This is a genomic window from Antarctobacter heliothermus, from assembly GCF_002237555.1.
Classification (GTDB): domain Bacteria; phylum Pseudomonadota; class Alphaproteobacteria; order Rhodobacterales; family Rhodobacteraceae; genus Antarctobacter; species Antarctobacter heliothermus_B.
In genome coordinates this window covers 4,692,867-4,717,013 of record NZ_CP022540.1, presented here as the reverse complement: position 1 = coordinate 4,717,013, position 24,147 = coordinate 4,692,867, and the positions used below count along the sequence as shown (strand labels likewise).

Annotated in this window: 21 protein-coding genes; 8 read left to right on the top strand and 13 right to left on the bottom strand. The window is 63.5% G+C overall.

Annotated features, from left to right (window positions below; genetic code table 11):
- The first annotated feature begins 249 nt into the window (after positions 1-249).
- The gene (locus tag ANTHELSMS3_RS22445; protein ID WP_094036818.1) at positions 250-852 is read left to right on the top strand and encodes a response regulator; all 603 of its coding nucleotides are present in this window, start codon (positions 250-252) and stop codon (positions 850-852) included.
- Between the two features lie 10 nt (positions 853-862).
- Here the strand turns inward: ANTHELSMS3_RS22445 and ANTHELSMS3_RS22440 are convergent, their stop codons facing one another.
- Complete coding sequence (locus ANTHELSMS3_RS22440; RefSeq protein WP_094036817.1) at positions 863-1,354, bottom strand: histidine phosphatase family protein; 492 nt, start codon at positions 1,352-1,354, stop codon at positions 863-865.
- 212 nt (positions 1,355-1,566) lie between these two features.
- On the opposite strand from ANTHELSMS3_RS22440, the gene ANTHELSMS3_RS25685 reads away from it, so the two are divergent.
- Positions 1,567-1,956, top strand: coding sequence for a hypothetical protein (locus ANTHELSMS3_RS25685; protein ID WP_157733613.1), 390 nt, complete (start codon positions 1,567-1,569; stop codon positions 1,954-1,956).
- A 50-nt stretch (positions 1,957-2,006) separates the two neighbouring features.
- Here the strand turns inward: ANTHELSMS3_RS25685 and ileS are convergent, their stop codons facing one another.
- Positions 2,007-4,955 (bottom strand): isoleucine--tRNA ligase, encoded by a 2,949-nt coding sequence (gene ileS, locus ANTHELSMS3_RS22430; protein WP_094036815.1) that lies wholly within the window; start codon positions 4,953-4,955, stop codon positions 2,007-2,009.
- Positions 4,956-5,368: 413 nt separating this feature from the next.
- On the opposite strand from ileS, the gene ANTHELSMS3_RS22425 reads away from it, so the two are divergent.
- On the top strand, positions 5,369-5,689 hold the full coding sequence (locus tag ANTHELSMS3_RS22425) for a hypothetical protein (protein ID WP_094036814.1): 321 nt from the start codon (positions 5,369-5,371) through the stop codon (positions 5,687-5,689).
- 177 nt (positions 5,690-5,866) lie between these two features.
- A complete protein-coding gene (locus tag ANTHELSMS3_RS22415; RefSeq protein WP_094036812.1) occupies positions 5,867-7,060 on the top strand; it encodes an FAD-dependent oxidoreductase in 1,194 nt (397 codons plus the stop codon).
- On the opposite strand, the gene ANTHELSMS3_RS22410 is transcribed toward ANTHELSMS3_RS22415, so the two are convergent.
- The 5 genes from ANTHELSMS3_RS22410 to ANTHELSMS3_RS22390 form a co-directional block, all read right to left on the bottom strand.
- Entirely contained in the window at positions 7,046-7,759 is a 714-nt protein-coding gene (locus tag ANTHELSMS3_RS22410; RefSeq protein WP_198319858.1) for a VIT1/CCC1 transporter family protein, read from the bottom strand. The two genes, ANTHELSMS3_RS22415 and ANTHELSMS3_RS22410, sit on opposite strands and share 15 nt — an antisense overlap.
- A gap of 77 nt (positions 7,760-7,836) precedes the next feature.
- Positions 7,837-10,581 carry a DUF2339 domain-containing protein gene (locus tag ANTHELSMS3_RS22405; RefSeq protein WP_094036811.1) on the bottom strand — a complete coding sequence of 915 codons (2,745 nt, stop codon included), beginning with the start codon at positions 10,579-10,581 and terminating at the stop codon, positions 7,837-7,839.
- 185 nt (positions 10,582-10,766) lie between these two features.
- The gene (locus ANTHELSMS3_RS22400) at positions 10,767-11,780 is read right to left on the bottom strand and encodes a YcjF family protein (protein WP_094036810.1); all 1,014 of its coding nucleotides are present in this window, start codon (positions 11,778-11,780) and stop codon (positions 10,767-10,769) included.
- On the bottom strand, positions 11,777-12,253 hold the full coding sequence (locus ANTHELSMS3_RS22395; RefSeq protein WP_254694810.1) for a GNAT family N-acetyltransferase: 477 nt from the start codon (positions 12,251-12,253) through the stop codon (positions 11,777-11,779). Before ANTHELSMS3_RS22395 ends, ANTHELSMS3_RS22400 begins: the two co-directional genes overlap by 4 nt.
- Entirely contained in the window at positions 12,250-13,665 is a 1,416-nt protein-coding gene (locus ANTHELSMS3_RS22390) for a YcjX family protein (RefSeq protein ID WP_094036809.1), read from the bottom strand. The genes ANTHELSMS3_RS22395 and ANTHELSMS3_RS22390 overlap by 4 nt, the downstream gene beginning before the upstream one ends.
- A 188-nt stretch (positions 13,666-13,853) precedes the next feature.
- Here ANTHELSMS3_RS22390 and truA point away from each other — a divergent pair, with 188 nt between their 5' ends.
- Positions 13,854-14,621 carry a tRNA pseudouridine(38-40) synthase TruA gene (gene truA, locus ANTHELSMS3_RS22385; protein WP_094036808.1) on the top strand — a complete coding sequence of 256 codons (768 nt, stop codon included), beginning with the start codon at positions 13,854-13,856 and terminating at the stop codon, positions 14,619-14,621.
- A 4-nt stretch (positions 14,622-14,625) separates the two neighbouring features.
- Here the strand turns inward: truA and ANTHELSMS3_RS22380 are convergent, their stop codons facing one another.
- The 4 genes from ANTHELSMS3_RS22380 to ANTHELSMS3_RS22365 form a co-directional block, all read right to left on the bottom strand.
- A complete protein-coding gene (locus ANTHELSMS3_RS22380) occupies positions 14,626-15,423 on the bottom strand; it encodes a phytanoyl-CoA dioxygenase family protein (protein WP_094036807.1) in 798 nt (265 codons plus the stop codon).
- Positions 15,424-15,491: 68 nt separating this feature from the next.
- Entirely contained in the window at positions 15,492-16,091 is a 600-nt protein-coding gene (locus ANTHELSMS3_RS22375) for an RICIN domain-containing protein (RefSeq protein WP_094036806.1), read from the bottom strand.
- Positions 16,092-16,193: 102 nt separating this feature from the next.
- A complete protein-coding gene (locus ANTHELSMS3_RS22370; protein WP_157733612.1) occupies positions 16,194-16,715 on the bottom strand; it encodes a hypothetical protein in 522 nt (173 codons plus the stop codon).
- Positions 16,712-18,361 carry a hypothetical protein gene (locus ANTHELSMS3_RS22365; protein ID WP_094037304.1) on the bottom strand — a complete coding sequence of 550 codons (1,650 nt, stop codon included), beginning with the start codon at positions 18,359-18,361 and terminating at the stop codon, positions 16,712-16,714. The genes ANTHELSMS3_RS22370 and ANTHELSMS3_RS22365 overlap by 4 nt, the downstream gene beginning before the upstream one ends.
- 103 nt (positions 18,362-18,464) lie before the next feature.
- On the opposite strand from ANTHELSMS3_RS22365, the gene ANTHELSMS3_RS22360 reads away from it, so the two are divergent.
- Entirely contained in the window at positions 18,465-19,610 is a 1,146-nt protein-coding gene (locus ANTHELSMS3_RS22360) for an amidohydrolase (RefSeq protein ID WP_094036804.1), read from the top strand.
- A gap of 13 nt (positions 19,611-19,623) precedes the next feature.
- Here the strand turns inward: ANTHELSMS3_RS22360 and ANTHELSMS3_RS22355 are convergent, their stop codons facing one another.
- Together ANTHELSMS3_RS22355 and ANTHELSMS3_RS22350 are read right to left on the bottom strand one after the other, a co-directional pair.
- Entirely contained in the window at positions 19,624-20,661 is a 1,038-nt protein-coding gene (locus ANTHELSMS3_RS22355) for a zinc-dependent alcohol dehydrogenase family protein (RefSeq protein WP_094036803.1), read from the bottom strand.
- Between the two features lie 14 nt (positions 20,662-20,675).
- Entirely contained in the window at positions 20,676-21,656 is a 981-nt protein-coding gene (locus ANTHELSMS3_RS22350) for a membrane dipeptidase (RefSeq protein WP_094036802.1), read from the bottom strand.
- A 250-nt stretch (positions 21,657-21,906) separates the two neighbouring features.
- On the opposite strand from ANTHELSMS3_RS22350, the gene ANTHELSMS3_RS22345 reads away from it, so the two are divergent.
- Positions 21,907-23,088, top strand: coding sequence for an aspartate aminotransferase family protein (locus tag ANTHELSMS3_RS22345; protein WP_094036801.1), 1,182 nt, complete (start codon positions 21,907-21,909; stop codon positions 23,086-23,088).
- An 88-nt stretch (positions 23,089-23,176) separates the two neighbouring features.
- Positions 23,177-24,103 carry an ornithine carbamoyltransferase gene (gene argF / locus ANTHELSMS3_RS22340; RefSeq protein WP_094036800.1) on the top strand — a complete coding sequence of 309 codons (927 nt, stop codon included), beginning with the start codon at positions 23,177-23,179 and terminating at the stop codon, positions 24,101-24,103.
- The last annotated feature ends 44 nt before the right edge of the window (positions 24,104-24,147 follow it).

The following is a 24,147-nucleotide window of genomic DNA, read 5'->3' as shown; positions in this document are numbered from 1 at the left end:
GAAACCAACGGCCAGCAGAGGCATCAGGGTACAGGTCATGTCTGGCGCGCCTTTCCGGGTCCGGGCCTGTTCAGAAAATCCTCCAAAGCACGGTCATGCAAGGGGCATCAGGTCCGAGCGTAGAGTCTTCGGATGCAGGGTTTGGCAATGTATATTAATTCCTGTATCTAAATATGAAGAGCACAACGCACTGGGACGGCACTCGTATCCGGATAAAAACAGCGCGAGGGCGCGATTGAGGCGAACATGATGAGAATTCTTGTGGCGGACGACCACGATCTGGTGCGCGACACGATTGCCGCGTATCTCGACGGGGCCGATGTGGATGAGGTCCGCACCGTGGCCACGCTACAGGATGCGGTGGCCATGGCTCAGGACAGCGGCAGTTTTGACCTGGTTCTCCTAGACTACAACATGCCGGGAATGAACGGTCTTGAGGGGCTGGAACGTATGCGCGCAGCCAATTCCGGGCGTCCGGTGGCAATTCTTTCAGGCAGCGCAACGCGGGATGTGGCGAGCGCGGCTTTGAAGGCGGGCGCGCAGGGGTTCATTCCAAAGACCCTGAGCGCGCGATCCCTGTTATCTGCGGCGCGGTTCATGGCAGCGGGTGAGGTTTATACACCGATCGACTTCATGAAACCCGGTCGCCCCGACACCGAAGGCGCGCTGACGCGGCGCGAACAAGAGGTGCTGCGGGGCATCTGCGAGGGCAAGGCGAACAAGGAAATCGCGCGGGATCTGGAACTGCAGGAGGTTACTGTCAAACTGCACGTCAAGACCCTGAGCCGCAAGTTGGAAGCTCGCAACCGGACCCATGCGGCGATGATCGCCCGCGACCGCGGGCTGGCGTAACACGAGTATTCTACACCGGGCCGTAACGGCGACGTTCGATCGTTACCTGTCCTGCAGAGTCTGTACGAATGATGTGCAGGTCGCCATAGGACAGTGGTAGCGGTTCTGACAGACCGAGGGTCTCCCAGATCGACGCGATGTTGCCCTTGTTCCCCACCCACAGCACCACGGTTCCCGCGCCGCGTTCTACCAGCGCCGGTGTTGGGTTTTCCTGCGGCAGGCGCTTGACAGGCAGGCCGGTCGCTTGCGCCAATGGCGCCGCCGTATCCAGATTACGCTGAATGCCTGGGCTGTAGATGTGCTTTACGCCCAACCCTTCGACAGCCGTGACCAAGGCCTGAGCGCGGGCGCGCCCCTTGTCGCTGAGATCTTCACCATCGCGGTCCCCGTGGCGCGTCACGATCACGGTGGAATTGGGAGATATTGCATGAGTGCCGGGGATCAAGGCGCAGGAAGCGGTGGTCAGCGACACCAATGCAATCAGAATGTGGCGACGGATCATTGGGCCCTCGGCAGTTTGTTGCAGCTACGTTAACCCGGATTGGCGCTGTTAGGCAATGAAACGGCGAACCAGGCCGATCAAATGCCGATTATTCTGCACCTGCAAAGTGCGTTTCGCGGCAGTCTTTTCAACATTTGGGCAATCTTGGCGACCCATATCCTGATCGCAGGACCGGATAACAAACACGCGCGGTCCCAGAAAAAGGAGAAGCCATGAACATGTCGATTTCTGCTGCAATGTTGCCCAGCATGTTGTCGAGCAACGGAATGCAGATCACGCAGCCAGCGGGCGAACAGGATGCAGTGGCCGAAATCGGGCGCACTGGATCGCCTTCGGGGCCCCCGCCTGGAGGTGGGGCCGGTGGACCCGGAGGCCCGGGTGGGCCGGGCAGTGCCGGGGGCGCAGGCGGCCCCCCTCCCGGTGGGGGCAAGGGCGGGGGGATGGATGCTGCGGGCGGCGCTGATGCAGAGTCTCTGATCCTGTCGTTGATCGAAGAAGCGGCCACTAGTGACGATGCCGATGAAGACGCCATAACCACCACGGCGGAAACCGCTGCCGATCTTTACGCTGACATGCAAGAGCTTGTTTCAGCCTTGCCGTAACCCCATCGGGGTAGACCGGGGCAGGTCAATCACGACCGGCCCCGGCATTGTTACCCCAATGCGTCGTTGCAACGCTTGCAGGTGGCTGGATGGGAATGTGTGCCCACATCTGGCAGGATCTTCCAGCACCGCTGGCATTTCTCACCATCGGCCTTTTCAAACACGACCGTGACGCCATCGACCTCTGGTAGGCGGAACGCCTCGGACGGTGCGGGATCCCCGGACAGAACAATGTCCGAGGTGATGCAGACGTCCTCAAACGCAACCGATTTCAGCGCGGTCAACAAGTCTGCCTCGCGGACATGCACCACCGGCGCGGCCTCTAGCGAGGCACCGATCACCTTGTCGGTGCGCTGCACCTCCAACGCGGCGGTCACGGCGCGGCGGGCGCGACGGACCATCTGCCACTTGGCGGACAGCGGTTCATCCAGCCACTCCTTGGGCGTGTCGGGGATGTCCTGCAGGTGGATCGAACTGTCGTCGCCCGGGAACCGTTCCAGCCAGACCTCTTCCATCGTGAACACAAGGATTGGGGCCAGCCATGTCGTCAGGCGGTGGAACAGCAGGTCCATGACAGTACGCGCGGCGCGGCGGCGCGCGGTGTCACCGTCGCAGTACAGCGCATCCTTGCGGATGTCGAAGTAGAAGGCTGACAACTCTAACGTGCAGAAGTTGAACAACTGCTGATAGACGCCTTGGAAATCATAGGCGGCATAGCCTTCGCGGACCACATGATCCAACTCCGCCAGACGGTGCAGGATATAGCGTTCCAGTTCCGGCATCTCGGCGGCGTCGACGCGTTGATCCTCGGTGAAATGCGCGACCGCGCCCAGCATGTAGCGCAGGGTGTTGCGCATCCGGCGATATCCGTCGGCGGTCCCTTTCAGGATCTCCGGGCCGATGCGCAGGTCGGCAGTGTAATCGGCCTGTGCCACCCAAAGCCGCAGGATATCCGCACCATATTGTTTGGTCACATCGTCAGGTGAGACGGTGTTGCCCAGTGATTTGGACATCTTGTTACCCTTGGCATCCAGCGTAAAGCCGTGGGTCAGCACGCCACGATAAGGCGCACGACCCTTGGTGCCGCAGGCCTGCAACATGGACGAATGGAACCAACCGCGGTGCTGGTCGGTGCCTTCGAGGTAGAGATCGGCGATGCCGTCCTCAGCCCCATCCGGGCGGTCGCGCAGTACAAAGGCATGGGTGGAGCCAGAGTCGAACCAGACGTCGAGGATGTCGAACACCTGTTCCCACTCCTCGGGGTCGTATTCGTTGCCAAGGAAGCGCGCCTTAGCGCCCGGTTTGTACCAGGCATCGGCCCCTTCGGTCTCAAACGCTTCATTGATGCGGGCATTCACCGCCTCATCGCGCAGCAGGAATTCCGGATCGGTCGGCAGCAAGCCCTTTTTGACAAAGCAGGTCAGCGGCACACCCCAAGCACGCTGGCGCGACAGAACCCAATCGGGCCGCGCCTCGATCATGGAATACAGGCGGTTGCGTCCGGTCTGCGGCGTCCACTTGACCAGTTGGTCGATGCTGGTCAGCGCCCGTTCGCGGATCGTCTTGCCATAGGTGTCCTGTCCGTCGCCGACCTCGCGGTCGATGGCGGCGAACCACTGCGGTGTGTTGCGGTAGATGACCGGTGCCTTTGACCGCCAGCTGTGCGGATAGCTGTGGGTCACGCGCCCACGCGCCAGCAACCCGCCCGCCTCGACCAGCTTGTCAATGACGGCGGTGTTGGCTTTGCCCTCTTTGCCCTTTCGGTCAAAGACCTGCAGCCCGGCGAATAGGGGCACATGCGGCAGGAATTCGGATTCCTCACCCACGTTATGCGTCATCCGGTCGATCCAGTTGCGCGCGACAAAACACTCATAGTCGTCCTGACCATGGCTAGGCGCGGTATGGACAAAGCCGGTGCCGGCGTCGTCGGTGACATGGTCGCCGTCGATCATTGGCACGTCGTAGTCCCAAAAGCCGTCCGCGCCGTTGATGCCGCGCAGCGGGTGGGCGAGGGTGAGGCTGGCCAGTTCGTCGGCAGAGACGTCGCGGAGGCGTGTCCACTGACCGTCCTCAAGCCGCGCTTTGGTCAGAACCTCTGCGGCCAGATTGTCAGCCAGCAGGTACTTGTCGCCCACCGTGGCCCAGCATTCGTCGGGCGTGCCGGTGACCTCGTACAGCCCGTAAGAGATCGCGGGGTTGAAGGCGACGGCCTTGTTGGACGGGATGGTCCAGGGCGTGGTGGTCCAGATGACGACTTTGGCCGACAACAGGTCCGTGTTCATGCAAGCGCCGGTGTTCGGAAAATCCGCAGCGGACGCGACATTAAACATCACCCAGATCGTGTGGCTCTTGTGGTCGTGATACTCGACCTCTGCCTCGGCCAGCGCGGTCTTTTCCACCGGCGACCACATCACGGGTTTGGACCCCTGATACAGCGTACCGTTCATCAGGAATTTCTGGAATTCCTCGGCGATCACCCGTTCGGCGTGGAAATTCATCGTGAGGTAGGGATCGGCCCAGTTGCCGGTCACACCAAGGCGCTGGAACTCGCCGCGCTGGATGTCGATCCATCCCTCGGCGAACTTGCGGCATTCCTGACGGAAATCGACCACGTCGATATCGTCCTTGTTCTTGCCCTTCTCGCGGTACTGCTGCTCGATCTTCCATTCGATCGGCAGGCCGTGACAGTCCCAGCCGGGGACATAGCGCGCGTCGCGGCCCATCATCTGCTGAGAGCGCACGATGAAGTCCTTGAGCACCTTGTTCAGCGCATGGCCGATGTGCAGGTTGCCGTTGGCGTAGGGCGGGCCGTCGTGCAGGATAAAGGGCGTGCGTCCCTCTTTTTCGCGCAGGCGGTCATAGACCTCCAGCTTGGCCCAGCGGTCCAGCCAGCCGGGCTCACGCTTGGGCAGGCCTGCGCGCATCGGGAAATCGGTTTTCGGCAGGGCAAGGGTTTGTTTGTAGTCGGGTAGGGTCGTGTCTGGCGTGTCGGCGCACATCTCGGGCGTCCTTTGGGTCGGTCGTGTCGGTCAGGATGAGGGGGCGGCGCGGAATCTCATACGCCTTGTCCCGGCGGCTCGTACTGTCAGAGCGCCGGGCATGTAATTCGGAGGATGATCGCCAAAAAACACATCTTGCGCGCCTTATAGGACCGGACGACGCGGGCGTCCAGAGAATGCGGCAACGGGCGGGAACCTGCCGTCATTATAGGCACGTCCGGCGGATCAAAGCCGGTGTTGCTGCGCACGGCCGCCCCATCTGCCGGAACCCGCCGAGTGGGCAACCCCAATTCGGCAAGCCATCACCGACGGCCCGCGCGCGCGCGCAGCGGGGCTTTATCCAGCGCGTCAAAGCGCCACCTTATCCTCATGCGCCGGACAGACCGACGCCTTTTGGAGGAAAGGAACGCCAGATGACTTCTCAGGATCCGTACCTGCGCCAGCATGAGGCGCGTTATACCCCAGACGAATTGACCGACCCACAGTATGCCAGCACCCGGCGGTCGCCGGGTTCGGCGCTTGGCCTTGTCGTTGTTTTGGCGATTGCCATCGCCATCGTGGCCATTCTGTCGCTTGGCCCTGCGGCGACGACTGATCCGGTTGAAACGCCAGTTGCCGTCGATCCCGACGGCGCTCCGGTGCCAATGACTGTTGCGCCCGACGCCCCTTTACAGGACGTCACGCCAGATGGCGGCGCAGCCCCCGTCGCGCCCGAAGGTGCACCCGTAGACTAAGCCCGCCGGTCGGCCTTATCGCCTCCGAGGCCGGTTCTGCCCGGCGTCGGGGGTGTTGCTTTTTGACGGGTGATTTTGCGGGTGGCGCGGATCGGTCGCACCGCCTGCGTCGCTGCGTCGCTTGCGCCCCACCGGTCAAGACGGTTTCCCTGCTCCCGGAGGAAGGGGAGGTCCGTCATGGATATAGCGATTGCCGGGGCCGGAATGGGCGGCTTGGCAGCGGCCACGGCTCTACGCCAGTCGGGCCACAGCGTCACCGTCTTTGATCAGTTCGACGCGCCCGCCCCGGTGGGGTCCGGGTTGGTCGTGCAACCTGTTGGGCTGGAGGTGCTCGACAATTTGGGCGCGCTGCCTGCTGCGATGGGTTGGGGCACTCGTATTCACCGGATGTTTGGCCATGAGGTGCGCACCGGACGGCCGGTTCTGGATGTGGCCTATGACGCGCCCGGCGATCCGCGATTTGGTCTTGCGATACACCGTGCAGCGCTGTTTCAGGCGTTGCAAGAGGCGGCTCAAGCAACCGGTGTCCAGATCGAATCTGGTCGCCGGGTCACCGGGCGCGACGGGGCAACACTGCTGTTCGAGGACGGGCACGAAGGCCCATTCGACCTGATTGTCGATGCTACGGGCACCAGCTCTCTACTGTCACCGATGCGCGCGCGCCCCTTGGGGTATGGCGCGCTTTGGGCAACGGTGGACTGGCCAGCGGACACCGAGCTGCCGCGCAATGAGCTGCGACAGGCTTATCGCCGCGCGGACCGGATGCTGGGCGTGTTGCCGGTTGGGCGCATCCCCGGCCAAACCGGATTTCGCGCGTCGATTTTCTGGTCGTTGCCGGCGGACGCGTATGACGACTGGCGCTCTGGCGGGCTGAGCGCATGGCGGGCAGAGGCCGTGAGCCATTGGCCCGCTTTTGCGCCCTTTGTGGAACAGATCACTGACGCCGATCAGATGACCATGGCACGCTATACACACGGGACGCTGCGCCGCCCGTTTGAGGAAGGGCTGGTCTATATTGGCGATGCCGCGCATCGCGCCAGCCCGCAGCTGGGGCAAGGCGCGAACATGGCGTTGCTGGATGCTTGGGCACTGGCACGGGCGCTGGACATTGCCCGCGGCGACGTGGCGCTGGCACTGGGTTGGTACGCGCAGGCGCGGCGTTGGCATGTGCGCGGCTATCAGATGATGAGCCGTCTGTTTACGCCGCAATATCAGGGCAATAGTCGATGGTTGCCGGTCTTGCGGGATCGCGCGCTGTACCCGCTGTCGACGGTTCGCCCGATTCAGCGCATCTTGACCCGGCTGGTTTGCGGCGATCTCTTGCCGCCTCTTGGATCATTGGCGCATGAGCCCCGATCACCCGAACAATGAGCCGACATAATACGCAATCCCTGCCGCCACGCCGCCAATGGCCAGCGTTTCCAGTCCTGACCTCCACCAGCGGGCAAGCGACCAGACGCTTTTGAGTGATCCGATGGCGAAGAAGGTGATCAGCGTCAGGACGGTCGCCACGGCAAAGCCCTGGGTCATTCCGATCAGGAATGGCAGCAGCGGCACAAACCCGGCCAGCAGAAAGGCCCCGAACGTCACCAGCGCCGCGCGCATCGGGTGCGGATCGACGGACCCGATGCCGTACTCCCCCTCCAGCATCGTGTCGATCCAGATTTCATGGTTCCGTGAAACCTGTTCAACCGCTTCGTCCAGCGTTGCTCCGGACAGGCCTTTTTGTTCAAGGATTGCCCGCAACTCGCGCTTTTCGCCGTCTGGGTGCAGGCGGATGTGCCGTTCCTCGATACTGCGCAGGCGCAGTTTATTGTCGCGCTCTGCCTTGGTGGCAGAGTAGTTGCCTGCGGCCATGGAAAACCCGTCGGCCAGCACGTTGGCCAGCCCCAGTGCCACGATGATGAAGGGCGACAGACCCGCGCCCGCCACCCCGGCCACAATGGCAAAGGTCGTCACCGCCCCGTCGATTGCGCCATAAACAGCGTCGCCCAGATCGCCCTTTCCGGGCGGGTTGGCCAGACGGTCGGCAATTTCGCGTTCGGTGTGGCCGTGTTCAGGCAGCTGCATCCGCTTGGTCCTCCGGGGCTGTCGCGCGCCGTTTCGCGCGAGTCTGGACGCGGGTCAAGCGCGAGCGACTCGCAACCCTATGGATTAGGGTCGGGGGTGGCGCGGGTCTGAACCCAGCGGTTGAACCACGCCAACCCGGCCAGCGACAGGCCCAGCAGCAAGAAGGAAAACACCCGCACCAGCCCCGCCAGCCCGGAAATGTCGATCAGGAATACCTTGGCCACCGCCAGCGCAATCACCGCCACACCCGCACGGCGCAATGCATCGGACCGCCGCGCAAGCGCCTGATAGAACAGCCCCGCCCCGGCCAACAGCAGGGCAACGGTATAGCTGTACAGTTCGCCGTCACTGATTCCGTGGATCATGTGCATGTCCAACCCACCTTGCCACGCATGACGGATTGTCAGACCCGTCCACAGTAGAGCAAGCGCCGCGCCCGGCACGCCAATCCCGATGCGCAACCAGCGTGGCAGATGCGACAACCGCCATGCGCCCAATATCAGGGACAGGGCGGGAAGAAGGTAGGCGGGAAGCAACGTGTTCAGGCCGATCATTCCATGCACCACTTGCTCTTCGAACAGCGGATTGCCCAGGCTGACCCCTGTCAGCAGGCTGCCCGCCGCGACCAGCCCGAAGAGAACCGCCAATGCGATTCGCAGCCAGCGCATCGGACCACCCAGCATCAGCCTTTCCAACTGTGCCAGAGCGGTGCCGATCCAGATTGTGCCGTACAGGCCAAGGAACCAGTGCGCATCTTGACTGGTGTGGCCGACTTGGGCCTCAATGACATGATACAGGACCAGACTGAGGGTCATGCCGGCCACCGACCAGGCCGCGCTTTCCAGAAAGACCCGGGCGCTTGGGCGTGGGCGCAGCATACACAGCCAGAGTGCCGCAAGCAGCGCCGCCAGCGTGCCGCCATAAGCCGCCAGCATTTCCAACACCGGCGCGCCGATTGCCCAATCAAGGCCGGGGTCGATGACCAAACGGTAGCCCAGCGCCACGATGCCGGCGGCGATAAAGCCGGTCATTTGCGGCAGGTCGAACCGGCGATCCAGTGCCGCGGCACTGACCACCACCGCCGCCAGAGCCAACGTCAGTGCGGCCTCGGTCAGCAGCACCGTCAGTGCAAAGGCAAGACAAGCCAGCGCCGAGACGGTGAACAGTGCGGTGCGCAGCCTGACCGCGCCATCGACGCGGGCAAAGTGCGCCGCCAGCGCCACCATCAAAGCGGCCAGCGCCAGTGCGTGCAGCGCCCAAGGCCAGGCCCCCAACAGGGTGCGGGCATCCCAGACAAAGTCCAGCGCCAACCCGGCCAGTGGCGCGGTCAACGCTGCCGCAGCGGCCCAGACCGCGGGGTATTGCCCGGGTTTCAAGCTGCGCCATGCGCTTGCCAGACCGACAAGCGTCGCGACCAGCAACAACAGGCTCATATCCAGCGGCAGGCGCTGTTCGGTCAGGTCGGCCTGCGCGGTCAGTCTCGCTTCCAGCGCGGTCCGCGCCTCTATGTTCAGCTCCGGCACGGCGATCAGCGCAAGCAGGGTCAGCGCGGGCAGGGCCGCCTGATCCTGCAAGGCGGGCGCGCCGCGTGACCAAAGGATCAACAGGCCCGCTAGGCCCGCGCTAAGGCCGACCGACAGCTGCCATGTCACCGCGCTGTACAGTCCGGCGTAGGTCAATGCCGCGCAACAGGCGACCAGCAGCGCACCTGACAGGATCACTGGAAAGATCGGTCTGCGCAGGGTTTCGGTGGTGGCAACGACGGTTTCCGCAATACCGGGACCGGCGTGATCGGGCGCTAGCGCCCGTGACGGGATCAGCAGCGCCAATATCACAAGGCCCACCGCGTAGACCGCAAAAGCGGCCGTCAGCGCCTCGTCCCCCGTCGCGGAGATCTGCAAAAGCAGACCAGCGGCAAAGCCCAGCACGACGGACAGGGCACTGACCCAGGCCCAGCGGCGCAGTGTATCGATGCCCAGTCCCAGCGCAGTCAGCAGACCAAAATACAGCAACAGCCATTCGGGGTTTTCGCTGTGTCCGCCCACCAGAAACGGCGCAGCCATGCCGCCCGTCAATCCGACGGCGGCCAATAGTGGGCCGTGACGCCAGCCCAACAACAAGCCAAACAGGGCGATGGCAAACAGCGCGCCCAGCGCCGGTCCGGGGGCCACAAGGTCATACAGCAGTCGTGCGGCCAGAACGCCCCCCATCAACGACACAAGGCCCGCGCCGGACAGGACAGAGGGTAAGTAGGCCGTGGCACTTGCCAAGTCGTCACCAAACCGGCGGCGGATGGTTTCGCCCGCCGCAATCAGCGCCGCGCCAAAGATCAGCGCGGCAATCACCCGCATCGTCGGAGTCAGGAGCCCGGTCTCGATCCCGTATTGGACGAGGAAAATCCCCGCCAGCGCCAGTGAGACGGCAGCGACGCCGTAAAACCAGTTGTCCCGAAGCCAGACGCCAAGGGATTCAAGAGTGGATGGTCCGGTGCGGCGCGGCGGACCCGCGGTGGAGGTGGCCTGCGCCTTGGGTGGCGCGCCAGCAGCCTCTGCCAAAGGGGCGGGCAGGGGCGGAGTGGATGGGGGCGGGGCGGGTGCGTCCAAACTAGGCGCTGTCGACAACGGCGCGGACAGCGCATTGGCGGCGCGCCCGGTCGGCGGGATCTTCGGAGAAGGCAAGCGGGCCAAAGATTGCAAATCGGTGACGGTCTGGCTGAGATCCCTGACCTGACGGCGAAGACGCAAATGCCCGATGATCAAAACGACCACGGCGATGGGCAAGGCAAGGACCACAAGGCCCAAGAGGACAAAGATGGCTTCCATAAAACCCACGCGCTCTGATTCAATCGAAGGGGCAGTCTAGGGGGTGTCGTTCAGACTGCACAGGTCCGGAATGCCGGACCCGCCCGGCAGAGGTCATGTTTGCCAGTGTGTCGCATAGGTGCAGCGTGTTCCGGACATGGCCCGGGGTTTCGGCTCAGGTGCGACCGTGCGGGTCTGGTGCCCCTTCAGGGTTTGTCCTTCATCACCAGCCCCGACAGGCTGGATCGGATGATGGACCGGACTGAGGGCCGCTTTCCCGCGCCAAAAGGCAGCGGGCGGCACACCTCCATCGCGGCCACGCCCACCCGCGCGGTCAGTGCGCCGTTAACCATTCCCTCGCCAAAGCGGCGCGACAACTTGCCCAAGAGGCCGCCGCCAAGGATCGGCTCCAGCATGTCGTCGCCAATGGCCACGGCGCCGGTGGCGACAAGGTGGGACATTACCGCCCGCGTCAGCCGCCAACTGCCCAGCGTGCCAGAGCGCCCGCCATAGATCTCGGCGATGCGCCGGATCATCCGCAGGTTGGCGGTCAGCGCCGCCACCACATCCGCCAGCGCCAGTGGGACCAGCGCCGTCACGGTCGCCACCTGTCGCGCGGCCGCCTCGACTTCGCGCCGGGCGGCGGTGTCCAGCGGGGCCAGCAAGGCGGTTTCGGCATGGGCCAGCAGGCCTTTGGCATCGAAAATCTCGTCGCGTTGCGCGGCCAGCTTGTCACGTCCCCACCGGGTGTCCTCGCGCCCCTTGTAAAGCGTCACCAGATCGTCTGTCAGCTTGCGCGCCGCCCCCAGATCTTCTTCGGCAAGCACGGTTTCAGCAGCATGATGCAGGGTGTCGATCCGCGCCAAGCGCGAGAACGCCGCGATTTCCTTGATGATGATCATCAGGCAGACCAGCGCAAAGGCACCAAACAGCCCGGTAACGATCCAGCCCAGCACCGGAGATGAGGCAATCAAATCCGTGGCGAATGTCCACGCCGCAATCGACACAAGCGTGCCGACAAGAGCCACAAGCAAGCGCCAAAACCAGCGCGCCAGGACCGAAGGCTGTCGCGTGGCCAGCGCGGCCACGGTGGTCATTGCGGCCCCTTCGGGCGGTGGCAGATGCGGTTCAGGTACAGGCGGAGCGGCGGCAGGGCTGGGGGCGTCGCCGCTGTCGTCTTCGAGGTCGATCAGGATTGGACCTTTGGGGGGCTGGCTCATGTCGATTGCTCCGGAAGGGGGGCGGTGGGGCGTTGCCACAGGTAGCGGATGTCTGGCAGGCCTTCTTCGTTCTTGTCGCCGTCGGTGCGGGCCACCTCGTCAAATCCCTGTTGCAGGTAGAACCGCTGCGCCCCGGTGTTTTCCTGAAAGGTCCACAGCTCCAGTCTGTCGGTGTGCGTCTTGGCATCCTCCAGCAGCGCCGTGCCGAGCCCCTGACCCTGCGCCCAAGTGGCCACAAACAGCGCATCGACCTCGTTGCCGTCGCGGGCGATAAACGCGGCCACGGCGGACCCCAGTTCGGCGACAGTGACCCAGCCGCGATCAATCATCTTGCCGGTGTGTGCGATGTCCTGTGCCGCCGAATGCAGGCGCGGTTTCCACGCGTGGGCCTCGACCGCTTCGGTGATCATCGCGCCAAGCTTGCCCGCATCGCCGGGTTGAGCGGGGCGCAGGGTGATCTCACGTCTGTTCACAGCTTGTCCCCGATCAGAAATTGCGCGGCACGGTCCAGCCGGATGTGCGGCGGCCCTTCGCCCGGTTTCAGCACCAGTGGCGCGGGGGCAAAGTTCATCACCGAATAGTCCTGATCAAGCCAGTTCTCCGCCCCCTCGCGGGCAGTTCCCAACAGATGCGAAGGATCTTCCGGCAGGGCTCCGGGATAGAATGCGGCCTGCTTGCCGGTTTCCAACAGCGTTCCGCGCACACAAGGCAGATCGCTGCCCTGATGCTGGATCACCTGTTCCGTGGTCGCCCGCAGCGCAGCCAGTGACATTGCCTGCGTCTCCGCGCCGGCAAACCGCGCGCGGTCGCGCGCCTCGCGGGTCAGGGCCTCCATGATCGCTGTCAGTCTGCCGTGCTGGAGGTGGTGCAGGTGGTCAGCCTTGGTCGCCGCGAACAGAATTTTTTCAACCCGTTTGCCCATGAAGAGATTGGTCAGAAAGGCGTTGGTGCCGGGCCGGAAGGCGGTCAGGATCTCGGCCAATGTGCGGCGCAGATCCTCCATGGCGCGGGGGCCGGCATGGATCGCGCCCAGGGCATCGACCAGCACGATCTGACGATCGATCCGGCTGAAATGATCGCGGAAAAACGGTTTGACGACGCGCGCCTTGTAGCTGTCGAAACGACGCTCGAACTCGCGGTAGAGCGACCGGCGCGGGGCGCTGTCAACGGGCGGCAACGGGGCAAAGGTCAGGACGGGAGAACCTTCAAGCTCTCCGGGCAGCAGGAACCTCCCCGGCGAACAGTCGGAAAATCCCGCGTTGCGCGCGGTGTGTAGCGCGGCGGTATAGGCGTCGGACAACAGGCGCGCGCGGGTTTCATCAAGATCTTGCGTGCTGTCTTCGCTTTCCAGCAGGGTGCGGGTCTCTGGCCCACCGGGGCGCAACGCCAGCCGATCCAGCATGTCGCGCGACCAATCGGCATAGGATTTGTCCAGCAACGACAGGTCCAACAGCCATTCACCGGGGTAGTCGACGATATCCAGATGCAGCGTGCGCGGCCCCTGCAGGCCGGACAGCAGGCCAGAGGGACGGATCTTTAGCGATAGCCGCAGTTCAGACACGGCGCGGGTGCTGTCCGGCCAATGCGGCGCACGCGCCGTCAGTGCAGCCAGATGGGTTTCATAGTCAAAGCGAGGCAGGGTGTCGTCCGGTTGCGGTTGCAAGAAGGCGGACAGGATGCGGCTTTCGCTTTCGGCCACCAGTTGCGGCATCCGGGCGCGATCCATCAGATTAGCGACCAATGAGGTGATAAAGACGGTCTTGCCCGCCCGCGACAGGCCCGTCACGCCCAGCCGCAAGGTGGGTTCAATGAACGTCTCCGACAGGGTGCCGGTGACATTTTCGACGCTGCGGGTGAGTGTGTCGGCGATGGTGCCAATGACCATGAGGGGCGGGCCTTGTCCTGTGGTTCGCTGGCAACTTAGTCACTGGTTGCGCGCGGGGCCAGAGGCGGGGGCGGGGAATGTGGCCGATATTGTGCCCACGCGCGGGACGCCCATCGCACCCCACCTGTCACGCGCGCGGACCCTCGCCGGGATTGCCCTATGGCGGGCGGGGCGCTAGGACGCGGGTCATGCCCAGATATGCTTTACTCGTGGAATATGATGGTCGCCCGTTTGCGGGTTGGCAGCGGCAGGCGGATCAGCCGTCGGTTCAGGGCGCCATAGAGGCCGCGCTGGCCCGGCTAGAGCCGCGCGATCACACCATCGCAGCGGCTGGGCGGACGGATGCGGGCGTCCACGCGCGCGGGCAGGTGGCACAATGTGACATGGCCAAGGACTGGGATCCGTTCCGGCTGTCCGAGGCGCTGAACCATCACCTCAAACCTTTGCCGGTGGCGATCCGGCAGGCGGCGCGGGTTGACGACGACTGGCACGCGCGGTTTTCGGCGGTGGAGCGGCGCTATCTGTTTCGCCTCTTGATGCGCCGCGCGCCCGCGACGCTGGAGTCCGGGCAAGTCTGGCGTGTGAACCATCCACTGGACGCGGATGCGATGCGTGCAGGTGCGGCGCATTTGATCGGATTGCATGACTTTACCACCTTCCGGTCGGTGATGTGTCAGTCCAAATCACCAGTGAAGACTCTGGATGAAATCACGATAGAACAAGTCGACGGGCTGGGAGGTCCGGAAATCCATTTTCGCCTGCGGGCGCGGTCTTTTTTGCACAATCAGGTGCGCTCAATCGTCGGCACGCTGGAGCGGGTCGGTTCGGGCGCGTGGGAACCCGACCGTGTGCGAACCGCGCTGGAGGCGCGCGAAAGGTCTGCCTGTGGGCCGGTCTGCCCTCCGCACGGCCTGAGCCTGATGGGTGTCGGCTATCCCGACGATCCGTTCGCCTGATAGCCTAGCGGCGAAACAGCACTGGAAACCAGTCTTCGCGCAGGCGCTGACCCTGTTTCATGTCATGGCCGGGAAACGGCGGTGAGGTCGGCCCCGGACGGGTCGTGTAGCGCGCATCATCGCCCACCATCCGCAGCGAAAAGGCACGGCGGCGCGCGTCGCTGTTGTTGCCGCGTGCGCCGTGCAGGATGCCAAAGTTGAACGCCACGGCATCGCCCGGCTCCAACGCCCATTCGCGCACATCCATCCCCTGCGCGTCCGGGTCGGGCACCGGCATGTAGGTACTGTCGTCGGGGTAGAAGTTTTCTTCGGACAGCCAGCGGGTCGGTAGCACGGGTTTGTCCCAGAGATGTGAGCCTGCAACGCAGCGCAGGGTGGCCTGTGTTACCGGGTCCAGCGGGCTCCAGAAACTGACGGTCTGGCGGCCTTCGACAAAGTAGTAGGGGCCATCCTGATGCCAGGGCGTGGGTTTCGATGTGCCGGGTTCCTTGACCAGAACATGATCGTGGAACAATTGCGCGCTGTCGGATTGCATCAGGTCGGCGGCCACCTCGGCGGCGGGACTGCTGCGGATGACCTGCTCGAATTCCGGGATGCGCTGCCAGTTGCAATAGTCGTCGAAAAAGCGCCCGCCTTCGCCCGCCTTCAGGTTTTCGGCGGCGTAGGGGCCGGGGGTGTCCATGTTGCGGGTGACGCCGTCGCGCAGGGCCTCGATATGGTCGGCAAAAAGGCCACGCACCACCACCACGCCGTCGCGCTGGTAAGTGGCGATGTCATCGGAATTCAGCAGGGGGTGCGGCATGGCGGCTCTCCGGTTTTTGCCGGAGAGAACCATGCTCTGTCAGGCGGGGCAAGAGGCCCCGGACCATTTCACCCGTTGTCGCTGGTGCCGCCGCCGGACCCTGCATTTGGGGCCACATCGGACGGCGCGGCATCTGTCACATCGGTCTGGACCAATTTCCAAAGCTGGCCAGAGACGTTTTGGCAATTGTCCATGTAGGCCGCACCGCTCAGCGTCGAGTCTGGGCTAAAGCGGTTGCCTTCCAGGCATTTGCCTTCTCCCTGGAACTGGGTTTTCAGCCTGTACCAGCCGTCTCCTTGCGGTTGGAGCGCCCAGAACTGGCCAGAGACGTTCTGGCAATTGTCCATATAGGCCGCGCCTCCTAGCGTCGCGTCGGGGCTGAAGCGGTTGCCCTCTAGGCACTTGCCGTCCCCTTGAAACAGGGTCTTCAGCCGAAACCAACCGCCGCCCTGCGCCTCGATCTTCCAAAGCTGGCCAGTGACATTCTGGCAGGTGTCCATGAAAGCCCCACCGCCCAGCGTGGACTCAGGTGAAAAGCGGTTGCCTTCGAAGCACTTGTTTTCTGGTGCCTGAAACATGGTTTGCAGTCGGTAAGTGCCGGTAAATTCTTGGGCCATTGCGGGGCTGGTGGCGATAACCGCCAGTAGTCCTGCGAAAAGTATCTTCATTGGATCATCCAGATGTTTGAAATAGAACGCGTTACTCTGCGCCGAAATTAAAGCCTGCTACGGGGTCGATGTCCGGTCAAGCATCAGGTTGGTGCGTGTGCGTCAGTCGTTGTCGATATTTCCAGCCCCCGCGCCTGCATTGCGGGACGCGACAGATGGGGCAACAAGGGTTTTAGCAGCCAATCCGCTCAAATGTTCGATCAGGTCCGCCGGGGCGTCGATGCGCGCGGGCAGGCGGGTACGGGTCGGGGTGTCAAGATCGGCACATAGCGTGAGGCGGGGCGGGGCACCTTCGGGCCGGTCGACTACCGAACGTTCGATATGAATGTGCATCAGGGCGGTGTAGGCAAGCGCCAGTGCCTCGTCGCCCGGTTGCAGGGTTAACGTCACCTCTGGTCCGGACAGGGTGAGGGCGCGCAGGATGTCCTCTGTCAGTAAAGGCAAACGCAGGATCGGGCTGTCGGTCGGATCGGCCAGTGCGCGTCGCAGGGCGGACGGCGTGCCGCCCGCCGCCAGATGATGGACCGCCGCCGCACCAAAGACGTCAGCCTGTCGAGGGGGGAAGCCCGCCCCGCGTGCGGCCTTGTGCGCAAGGCTGGCAATCTCATTGGCGGAAAAGCTCATGTCGTCAGGCCCGCCAGCCACCAGTCATCTGCGCGGTCCGTCCCCAGATCCTCTGGCAATGGTGCGCCCTGCGCGAGCGTGATCCGGGTCCAACGGTCGGACTTTGGATCGAATTTGGTTGCGCCGAAGAAGGCCAGCTTGCAGCGCAGCATGTTGATGGGCAGGCAGGTGTCTGCGATCAGATTGTCACGGATTTCGCAATAGGCGTGCCGAGCGACACAGGCGACTCGCATCACCGCGAGTTCATGGTGGGGTTGAGCGCTACGAAAGGCGCGCAGGTTGCCCACGCCGTCCAGCGCGCGATACAGCGCCTGCACGCGGCGCGCGATGTCCAGCGGGCTTTCCCGTTCTGCCCCCGGTTCGGCAAAGCGGTCGCCCATGCGGGGCTCTTGTTTTTCTTCGGAAACGTACCAAAAGCGGCGCGTCTGGCTGACGAGCCCAAAGTCCAGCGCAAGCGCCCATTGAAAATGAGCCTCGATCGCCTCTTGCAGTGCCTGAGCTGACTCAAAAGGATGGAAAAGCGGGCCAAGCGGATCGGTCATTTGTTCAGCAAGATCGTCAATGATCTCTCCGAACGGTTCCAGCACCAGCGCCACGCAAAGTTCTTGGGTGTCCGGCGAAAACGTCTGCGAGGCGCGGATAAATGCGTCAATCGGCTTGTCGGACGGCAGAGCGGTCAACACCCGGCGCACCGCAGGCCATTCTGCCCGCAACAGCTCAATTCGGGATTGATGCAGCGGGTCGGGTACCTGCCATTCGGCTAAATGGGCGGCGGCCCGGTCTGCAAGGCGTAGCAGCGTTTCGCTTTGCGCGGTGGTCACCTTTGGCACTGCGCGGACCCGCGCCAGTGCAGTTTCGCGGGCCATAGTCCAGTTGTGCAGCAGCACAGGGTGCGAAACGAGGAAGGGGGCCATGCCCAACCCTGTCGAGTTTCCGATCCCGAGATGGCGTTTCAGATGCGGTTCAAGCGCCGCGCCACCAAGGTGTTCGACAAGGTCATGGGTAAAGCTGCGGATCATCCAGACGGTCAGCATTTCGGCGGCAAATGGGCCTTCGATGCCGGGGCGATCCGCGATCAGGGCGCGGTCGGCGATGCCGAACTTGCCGTTGCCGTAGACGGCGGTGGTGCGCATCAGGTAGCCGACGCTGTTGATCAACGCGCCGTCGGGTTGTTGGCCCGACCGCAGGCGCTCGACCACATGGGCGAACAGGCGCACCGATTTGTTGGCGCGGCTCAAGATAAGGTCGCGTTCTGTAAAGCGGGCAGCCTCTTGTTTGGGGGCCGTGGCGCAAATCCGGTCGATTTCCGCTGTGTCGGGTACTCCGTCGTACAGCACATAGGCCGTGTCCCAAGCGGTTGCGATCACACGGTCGGTGCGCATCTCATCCGGCAGGTGGGTCGAGACCGCGACGAGGCTGTAGTCATGCCCGCCAAGGGCGATGGTATAGACCGCATGGCCATACCCCTGCGCATCGATCTGCCAGACCGGACGGGTCAGGCGCGCGCCTTCACGGGACAGGCGGCGGGTTAACACGCGCAAAAAGCTCAGCCGGGTTGGAAAGGCGGCGCCCAGACGCCCCAACCGCATCACCACGGCGGGTGGTCGCAAATCGGTTTGCGGTGGCGCAGGCGCAAGGTCTTTCATGGAATAACTGTGCCACCAGATCTGCGATGAGGAAAGAGGCACGGTATTGCCCGCCGGTATCGTGGCATGGAAGGGTGCGCTGACAAGGATACGGGAGAGGCGCATGAGCATCGCGGATGCGTTGGACGACGAAATGTTGGGCAAGGCGCGGGCGTTGCGGCACGACCTGCACCGATTGCCGGAATTGTCTGGCTACGAAGGCGAAACCGCCGCGCGTATCGCCGCCGAGATGGCGGCGTTGGGTGCCCGCCAGGTTGTGACGGGACTGGGCGGGACCGGCGTGGCTGCGGTCTTTGGCGAGGGACATGCGGCATTGTTGATTCGCGCTGAACTGGACGCGCTGCCAATCATGGAGACGGGGCAACCGGCCCATCGGTCACAGCGCTCGGGGGTGGCACATCTGTGCGGACACGACGGGCATATGGCAATCCTGCACGCGGTGGCGCAGGCGCTGGCCGTCTCTCCGCCCGCGTCGCGTGTGATCCTGCTGTTCCAACCGGCCGAAGAGATCGGAGCAGGCGCACGCGCAGTGCTGGACGATCCCCGCTTTGCAGAGCTTGGCGCGACTATGGCAGTATCATTGCACAACCTGCCGGGGATGCCGCGCGGGGCGGTGGCGCTGCGCGCGGGGCCGGTGAACTGCGCCTCTCGCGGGTTGAAGGTGCGGCTGTCAGGGCGGACGGCCCATGCCTCGGAGCCGGAAAAAGGGTTGTCACCCGGTGTCGCGCTGGCCGGTTTGATCCCCGCGTTGGGCGCGCTGTCCCGCACTCTGCCGACAGAAGATGCGGGCTTTCGTCTGGCTACGGTGACCCACGCGCGGCTGGGTGTGCCTGCCTTTGGGGTCGCGCCAGGAGAGGCAGAGATCTATGTGACCCTGCGCACCTTGCTGGACGACGCGATGGCCGCGTTGGAGGCAGAGGCGCGGGCCTTGGTGGCTGAGATCGCGCAGGGGTTTGACGTTGAGATCACGGTGCATGAGGCCTTTGGCCACTGCGTGAACCATCCCGATGCCACCGCCATGCTGGAACGCGCGGCGCAGGACATGCCACGGCATGAGGCTGCTTTGCCGATGCGCGCCTCTGAGGACTTTGGCCTGTTCGGCAATGCGATGCCCTCTGCTATGATCTTCTTGGGAGCAGGCGACGAGTGCCCGGCCCTGCATGCGCCGGACTATGATTTTCCCGACTCCCTGATCGAGGTGGGCGCGCAGTTGTTTCTGCGCGCGGTCGCGGATTTCGGCAGGCCATAGCGCCGCGGCACGCTTAGAACGACGTGATGACCGTAGCACCCCGCGCCTGGAAGCTGTCCATTGCCATCAGGGCGGGCACAGCATCCGTCAGGCTGATCCGGTCTCCGACCAAACGGTCGGGGTGCAGCGCGCCGCTTTCGATCATGTCCAGCATGGCACGATAGCGATGCGCCTGCATGCCGTGGCTGCCAAGGATCTCCAACTCCCACCCGATCACCCGGTCCATCGGCAGGGGTGGGTGGCTTTGATCCCCAAGCAGCAGGCCGACCTGAACATGCCGCCCGCGTTTGCGCAGGGACAAGATCGACGCGGCGCAGGTCTGCGGATGACCTAGCGCGTCAATCGACAAATGCGCACCGCCTTTTGTGATGTCTTGCACGGCTTGTGGCACGTCAGCGTCCAGCGCATTCAACGCAGCGATTGCCCCCATCTCGCGGGCCAGTGCCAGCTTGTCTTCGGCGATGTCCACCGCGACCACTTGCGCGCCCATGGCCCGCGCGATCATGATGGCCGACAGGCCGACGCCGCCGCAGCCATGCACGGCGACCCAGTCCCCACCCCGGACGCGGCCCTGATCGACCACGGCGCGAAAGGCAGTGGCAAAACGGCAACCAAGGCTGGCGGCGGTGTCAAAGCCCATGGTTTCGGGCAGGGCCACTAGGTTCAGGTCGGCCTGCGGCAGGGCGACAAATTCGGCAAAGCTGCCCCAATGGGTAAAGCCGGGCTGAAACTGCGCGTCGCAGACCTGTTGATGGCCCGCATGGCATTCCGGGCAGGTGCCACAGGAACAGATAAAGGGGACCGTCACACGGTCGCCCTCGCGCCAGCGGGTCACACCGGCGCCCACGGCAGAGACGGTGCCAGCCAATTCATGGCCGGGAACATGCGGCAAGGAAATATCGGGGTCATGCCCCATCCAGCCGTGCCAGTCACTGCGGCACAGGCCGGTGGCCGCGACCTTGATCACGACGCCGCCCGGCGCAGGCGCTGGATCAGGCACGGACGTGACGACCGGGGCCGATCCGAAGGCCTCGTAGAGCATGGCTTTCATCGTGGCTCCTATCCTCAGGCTGGTCCGAAACCCGTCTCATAAAATCGCAACCAGTTGCCGCCCAGAATGCCCTCGGTCTCGCCCCGCGAAAAGCCGACGTCGCGCAGTCCGTCCCGTATGTTGTCCCAGTCACGGTTGTCCTGAAACCAGTCGGGCATCGGTGGGAAGCCGGGGGCAGATGCGGACCCTTCGCCATACTCGATGTCCTTGGTCCAACGCCCGACGCGCATCCATTCGACCACGCTGTCGGGCTGGTCCTGACACAGGTCGCTGCCGATCCCAAGGTTTTCGGCGCCGTAACGGTCCGCCGCCTCTGCCACCATCTCGCAAAAGCTGGTGAGGGTGCAATTGGTGCCGCCTGCGAGGTGGTGCGGGTATAGGGAAAAGCCCAGCATCCCGCCGGAATTGGTCAGCGCGCGCAGCACCTCATCGGATTTGTTGCGCAACGCGGGATGCCACCAGTCGGGGTTGGCATGGGTGATGGCAATGGGGCGGGTTGCATGGTCGATCGTCTCTAGCGTGGATCGCTCTGCCGAATGGCTCATGTCGATGACCAGACCAACGCGGTTCATTTCCGTCACCACGGCGCGGCCCATCCGCGTTAGGCCAGTGTCCTCTTCCTCATAGCAGCCCGTCGCCAGCAGAGACTGGTTGTTGTACGTCAGCTGCATGAACCGCACGCCCAACTGGTGCGCGATCTCGACCAGTCCGATGTCGTCCTCGATAGGCGAGGGGTTCTGAAAGCCAAAGAAGACGGCGGTGCGCTTTGTCTCTTGCGCCTCGCGGACATGGTGCGCCTCTGTGCCGCGGAGGATCAGCTCGGGGAACCGTTCAAACCAGCGGTTCCAGCGTTCAAGGTTTGCCACCATTTCCCGAAAGCTTTCGTGGTAGGCGATGGTGACGTGGATCGCGTCCACCCCGCCGGCGCGCAACTGGCGGAAGACTTTTTCAGAGAAGTTGCAGTACTGGAGATTGTCGATGAGGGGCGCTGTCATGGCCTGACGCTAGCGGCGCGCGTCGTACCGCGCAATGGCTCAGGAATGGGAGCGCTTGCACGGTGGCAGAAATGCTGTATGTGCAGGGACATGATGACAATGGTCCAGATCCGACGAGGATAATTCCTCTTGATCTCCTCGCGCCCTGTGTGGCGCGGGCACTCCCATTGCATCATTATCCCCTTACAACTTGACTCGGCCCAAGGCGCTTGCCACCAATCGGGCCTCTAATCCCCCTGAGGACAGCGATATGATCCCCTCCGTTCTGCCGACCTACAACCGCGCGCCCCTGCATTTCGTAAAGGGCGAAGGCTGCTGGCTGTTCGAGGAGGACGGCCGACGTTTTCTGGACCTTGGGTCCGGTATCGCGGTGAACGTGCTGGGCCATGCGCATCCGCCACTGGTGGCGGCACTGACCGAGCAGGCGAACAAACTGTGGCATGTGTCCAACCTGTACGAGATCCCGCAACAGCAGGCGCTGGCAGATAAACTGGTCGAGACGACATTTGCCGATACGGTGTTTTTCACCAACTCGGGGACTGAAGCCTGTGAGCTGGCGGTCAAAATGGCGCGCAAATACTGGTACGAAAAGGGTCACCCGGAAAAGACCGGCATCCTGACCTTTGAGGGCTGTTTCCACGGTCGCTCGTCCGCCGCCATCGCGGCCTCGGGGGCCGACAAGATGGTCAAGGGCTTTGGTCCGGTGCTGGCTGGGTTCAAGACGCTGCCGTGGGGCGATCACGACGCGCTGCATGCGGCGATTGACGACACCACCGGCGCGATCCTGATTGAGCCGGTGCAGGGCGAGGGAGGCATCCGCACGTTGCCTGACCAATGCCTGAAAGGGCTACGCGAGTTGTGCGACGAAAAAGGCCTGCTGCTGATTCTGGATGAAGTTCAATGCGGCGTGGGCCGCACAGGGCGGCTGTTTGCGCATGAATGGGCAGGTGTCACGCCTGATATCATGATGATTGCCAAGGGCATCGGCGGCGGCTTTCCTCTGGGGGCCGTGCTAGCCACGGAAGACGCCGCATGTGGCATGGTTGCGGGTACACACGGGTCGACCTATGGCGGCAACCCGCTGGGCTGTGCGGTGGGCAAAGCGGTGCTGGACGTCGTGGCAGACCCTGACTTTCTCGACGATGTGCGAGCGCGCGCCGGTCTGCTGCGGCAAAAGATGGAGGGTTTGATCGCGGCGCATCCGACTGTCTTTGAGGGCGTCCGCGGCTACGGCATGATGCTGGGCCTCAAGTCCAAACTGCCGGCTGCGGATGTGGTCAAGGCGGGATATGCCGCTGAGGTGATTACCGTTCCGGCGGCAGACAATATCGTGCGCCTGTTGCCGCCGCTGAACATCACCGAAGATGAGATCCAAGAGGCGTTCAACCGCCTCGACGCCGCCGCCACTGCGCTGGAAAATCAACCTGCCTGAGTGTTTTCAGGCCTGAATTATCTACGGGGAGACGCCGTCAGGCGACGGGGCAGTGCCCCCATCCCCGCCAAAAAAGAAGAAAAACGCGATGAATCACTTTCTGGACATTCACAAGACTGACAAGGCCGAACTGCGGTCCATTATTGATAGTGCCAAGGCAATGAAATCCGCCCGTCAGGGCCGCCCCAAGGCGGCCCCCGACGACGAACAGCCGCTGGCCGGTCGGATGGTGGCCCTGATCTTTGAAAAACCGTCGACCCGAACCCGGGTTTCGTTTGATGTGGGCGTGCGCCAGTTGGGCGGGCAAAGCATGGTGTTGTCAGGCAACGAAATGCAGCTGGGCCATGGCGAGACCATTGCCGACACGGCCCGCGTGTTGTCGCGCTATGTTGATCTGATCATGATCCGGACGTTTGACGAGTCGGTTTTGGATGAGATGTCCGAATACGCCAGCGTGCCGGTGATCAATGGGCTGACAGACCGGTCACATCCCTGTCAGATCATGGCGGACATTCAAACGTTTGAGGAACATCGCGGCCCGATTGCCGGAAAGAAGGTGGTCTGGTGCGGTGATGGCAACAACGTCTGCACCTCTTTCCTGCACGCGGCTGGGCAGTTCGGCTTTGACCTGACCTTTTCGGGTCCGGTGCAATTGGACCCCGAAATGGAATCCGTGGGTTGGGCGCGCAATGAGGGTCGCACGATCACCATCGAACGCGATGCGATCAAGGCGGTCGAGGGCGCGGATCTGATCGTCACCGACACCTGGGTGTCGATGCATGATGCCCAAAGCTCACGCGAGAGGCGGCACAACATGCTACGCCCCTACCAGGTAAATGCCCGGTTGATGGAAGCGGCCAAACCTGACGCTGTTTTCATGCATTGCCTGCCCGCGCACCGCGAAGAAGAGGTGACGTCCGAAGTCATGGACGGCCCGAACTCTGTGATTTGGGACGAGGCAGAGAACCGTCTGCACGCCCAGAAGGCAATCATGCGTTGGTGTCTGGACGTCTAAGGGGCCAAAACGGCGAGCATTCACGCCGCGCCTGCGCACGTCAG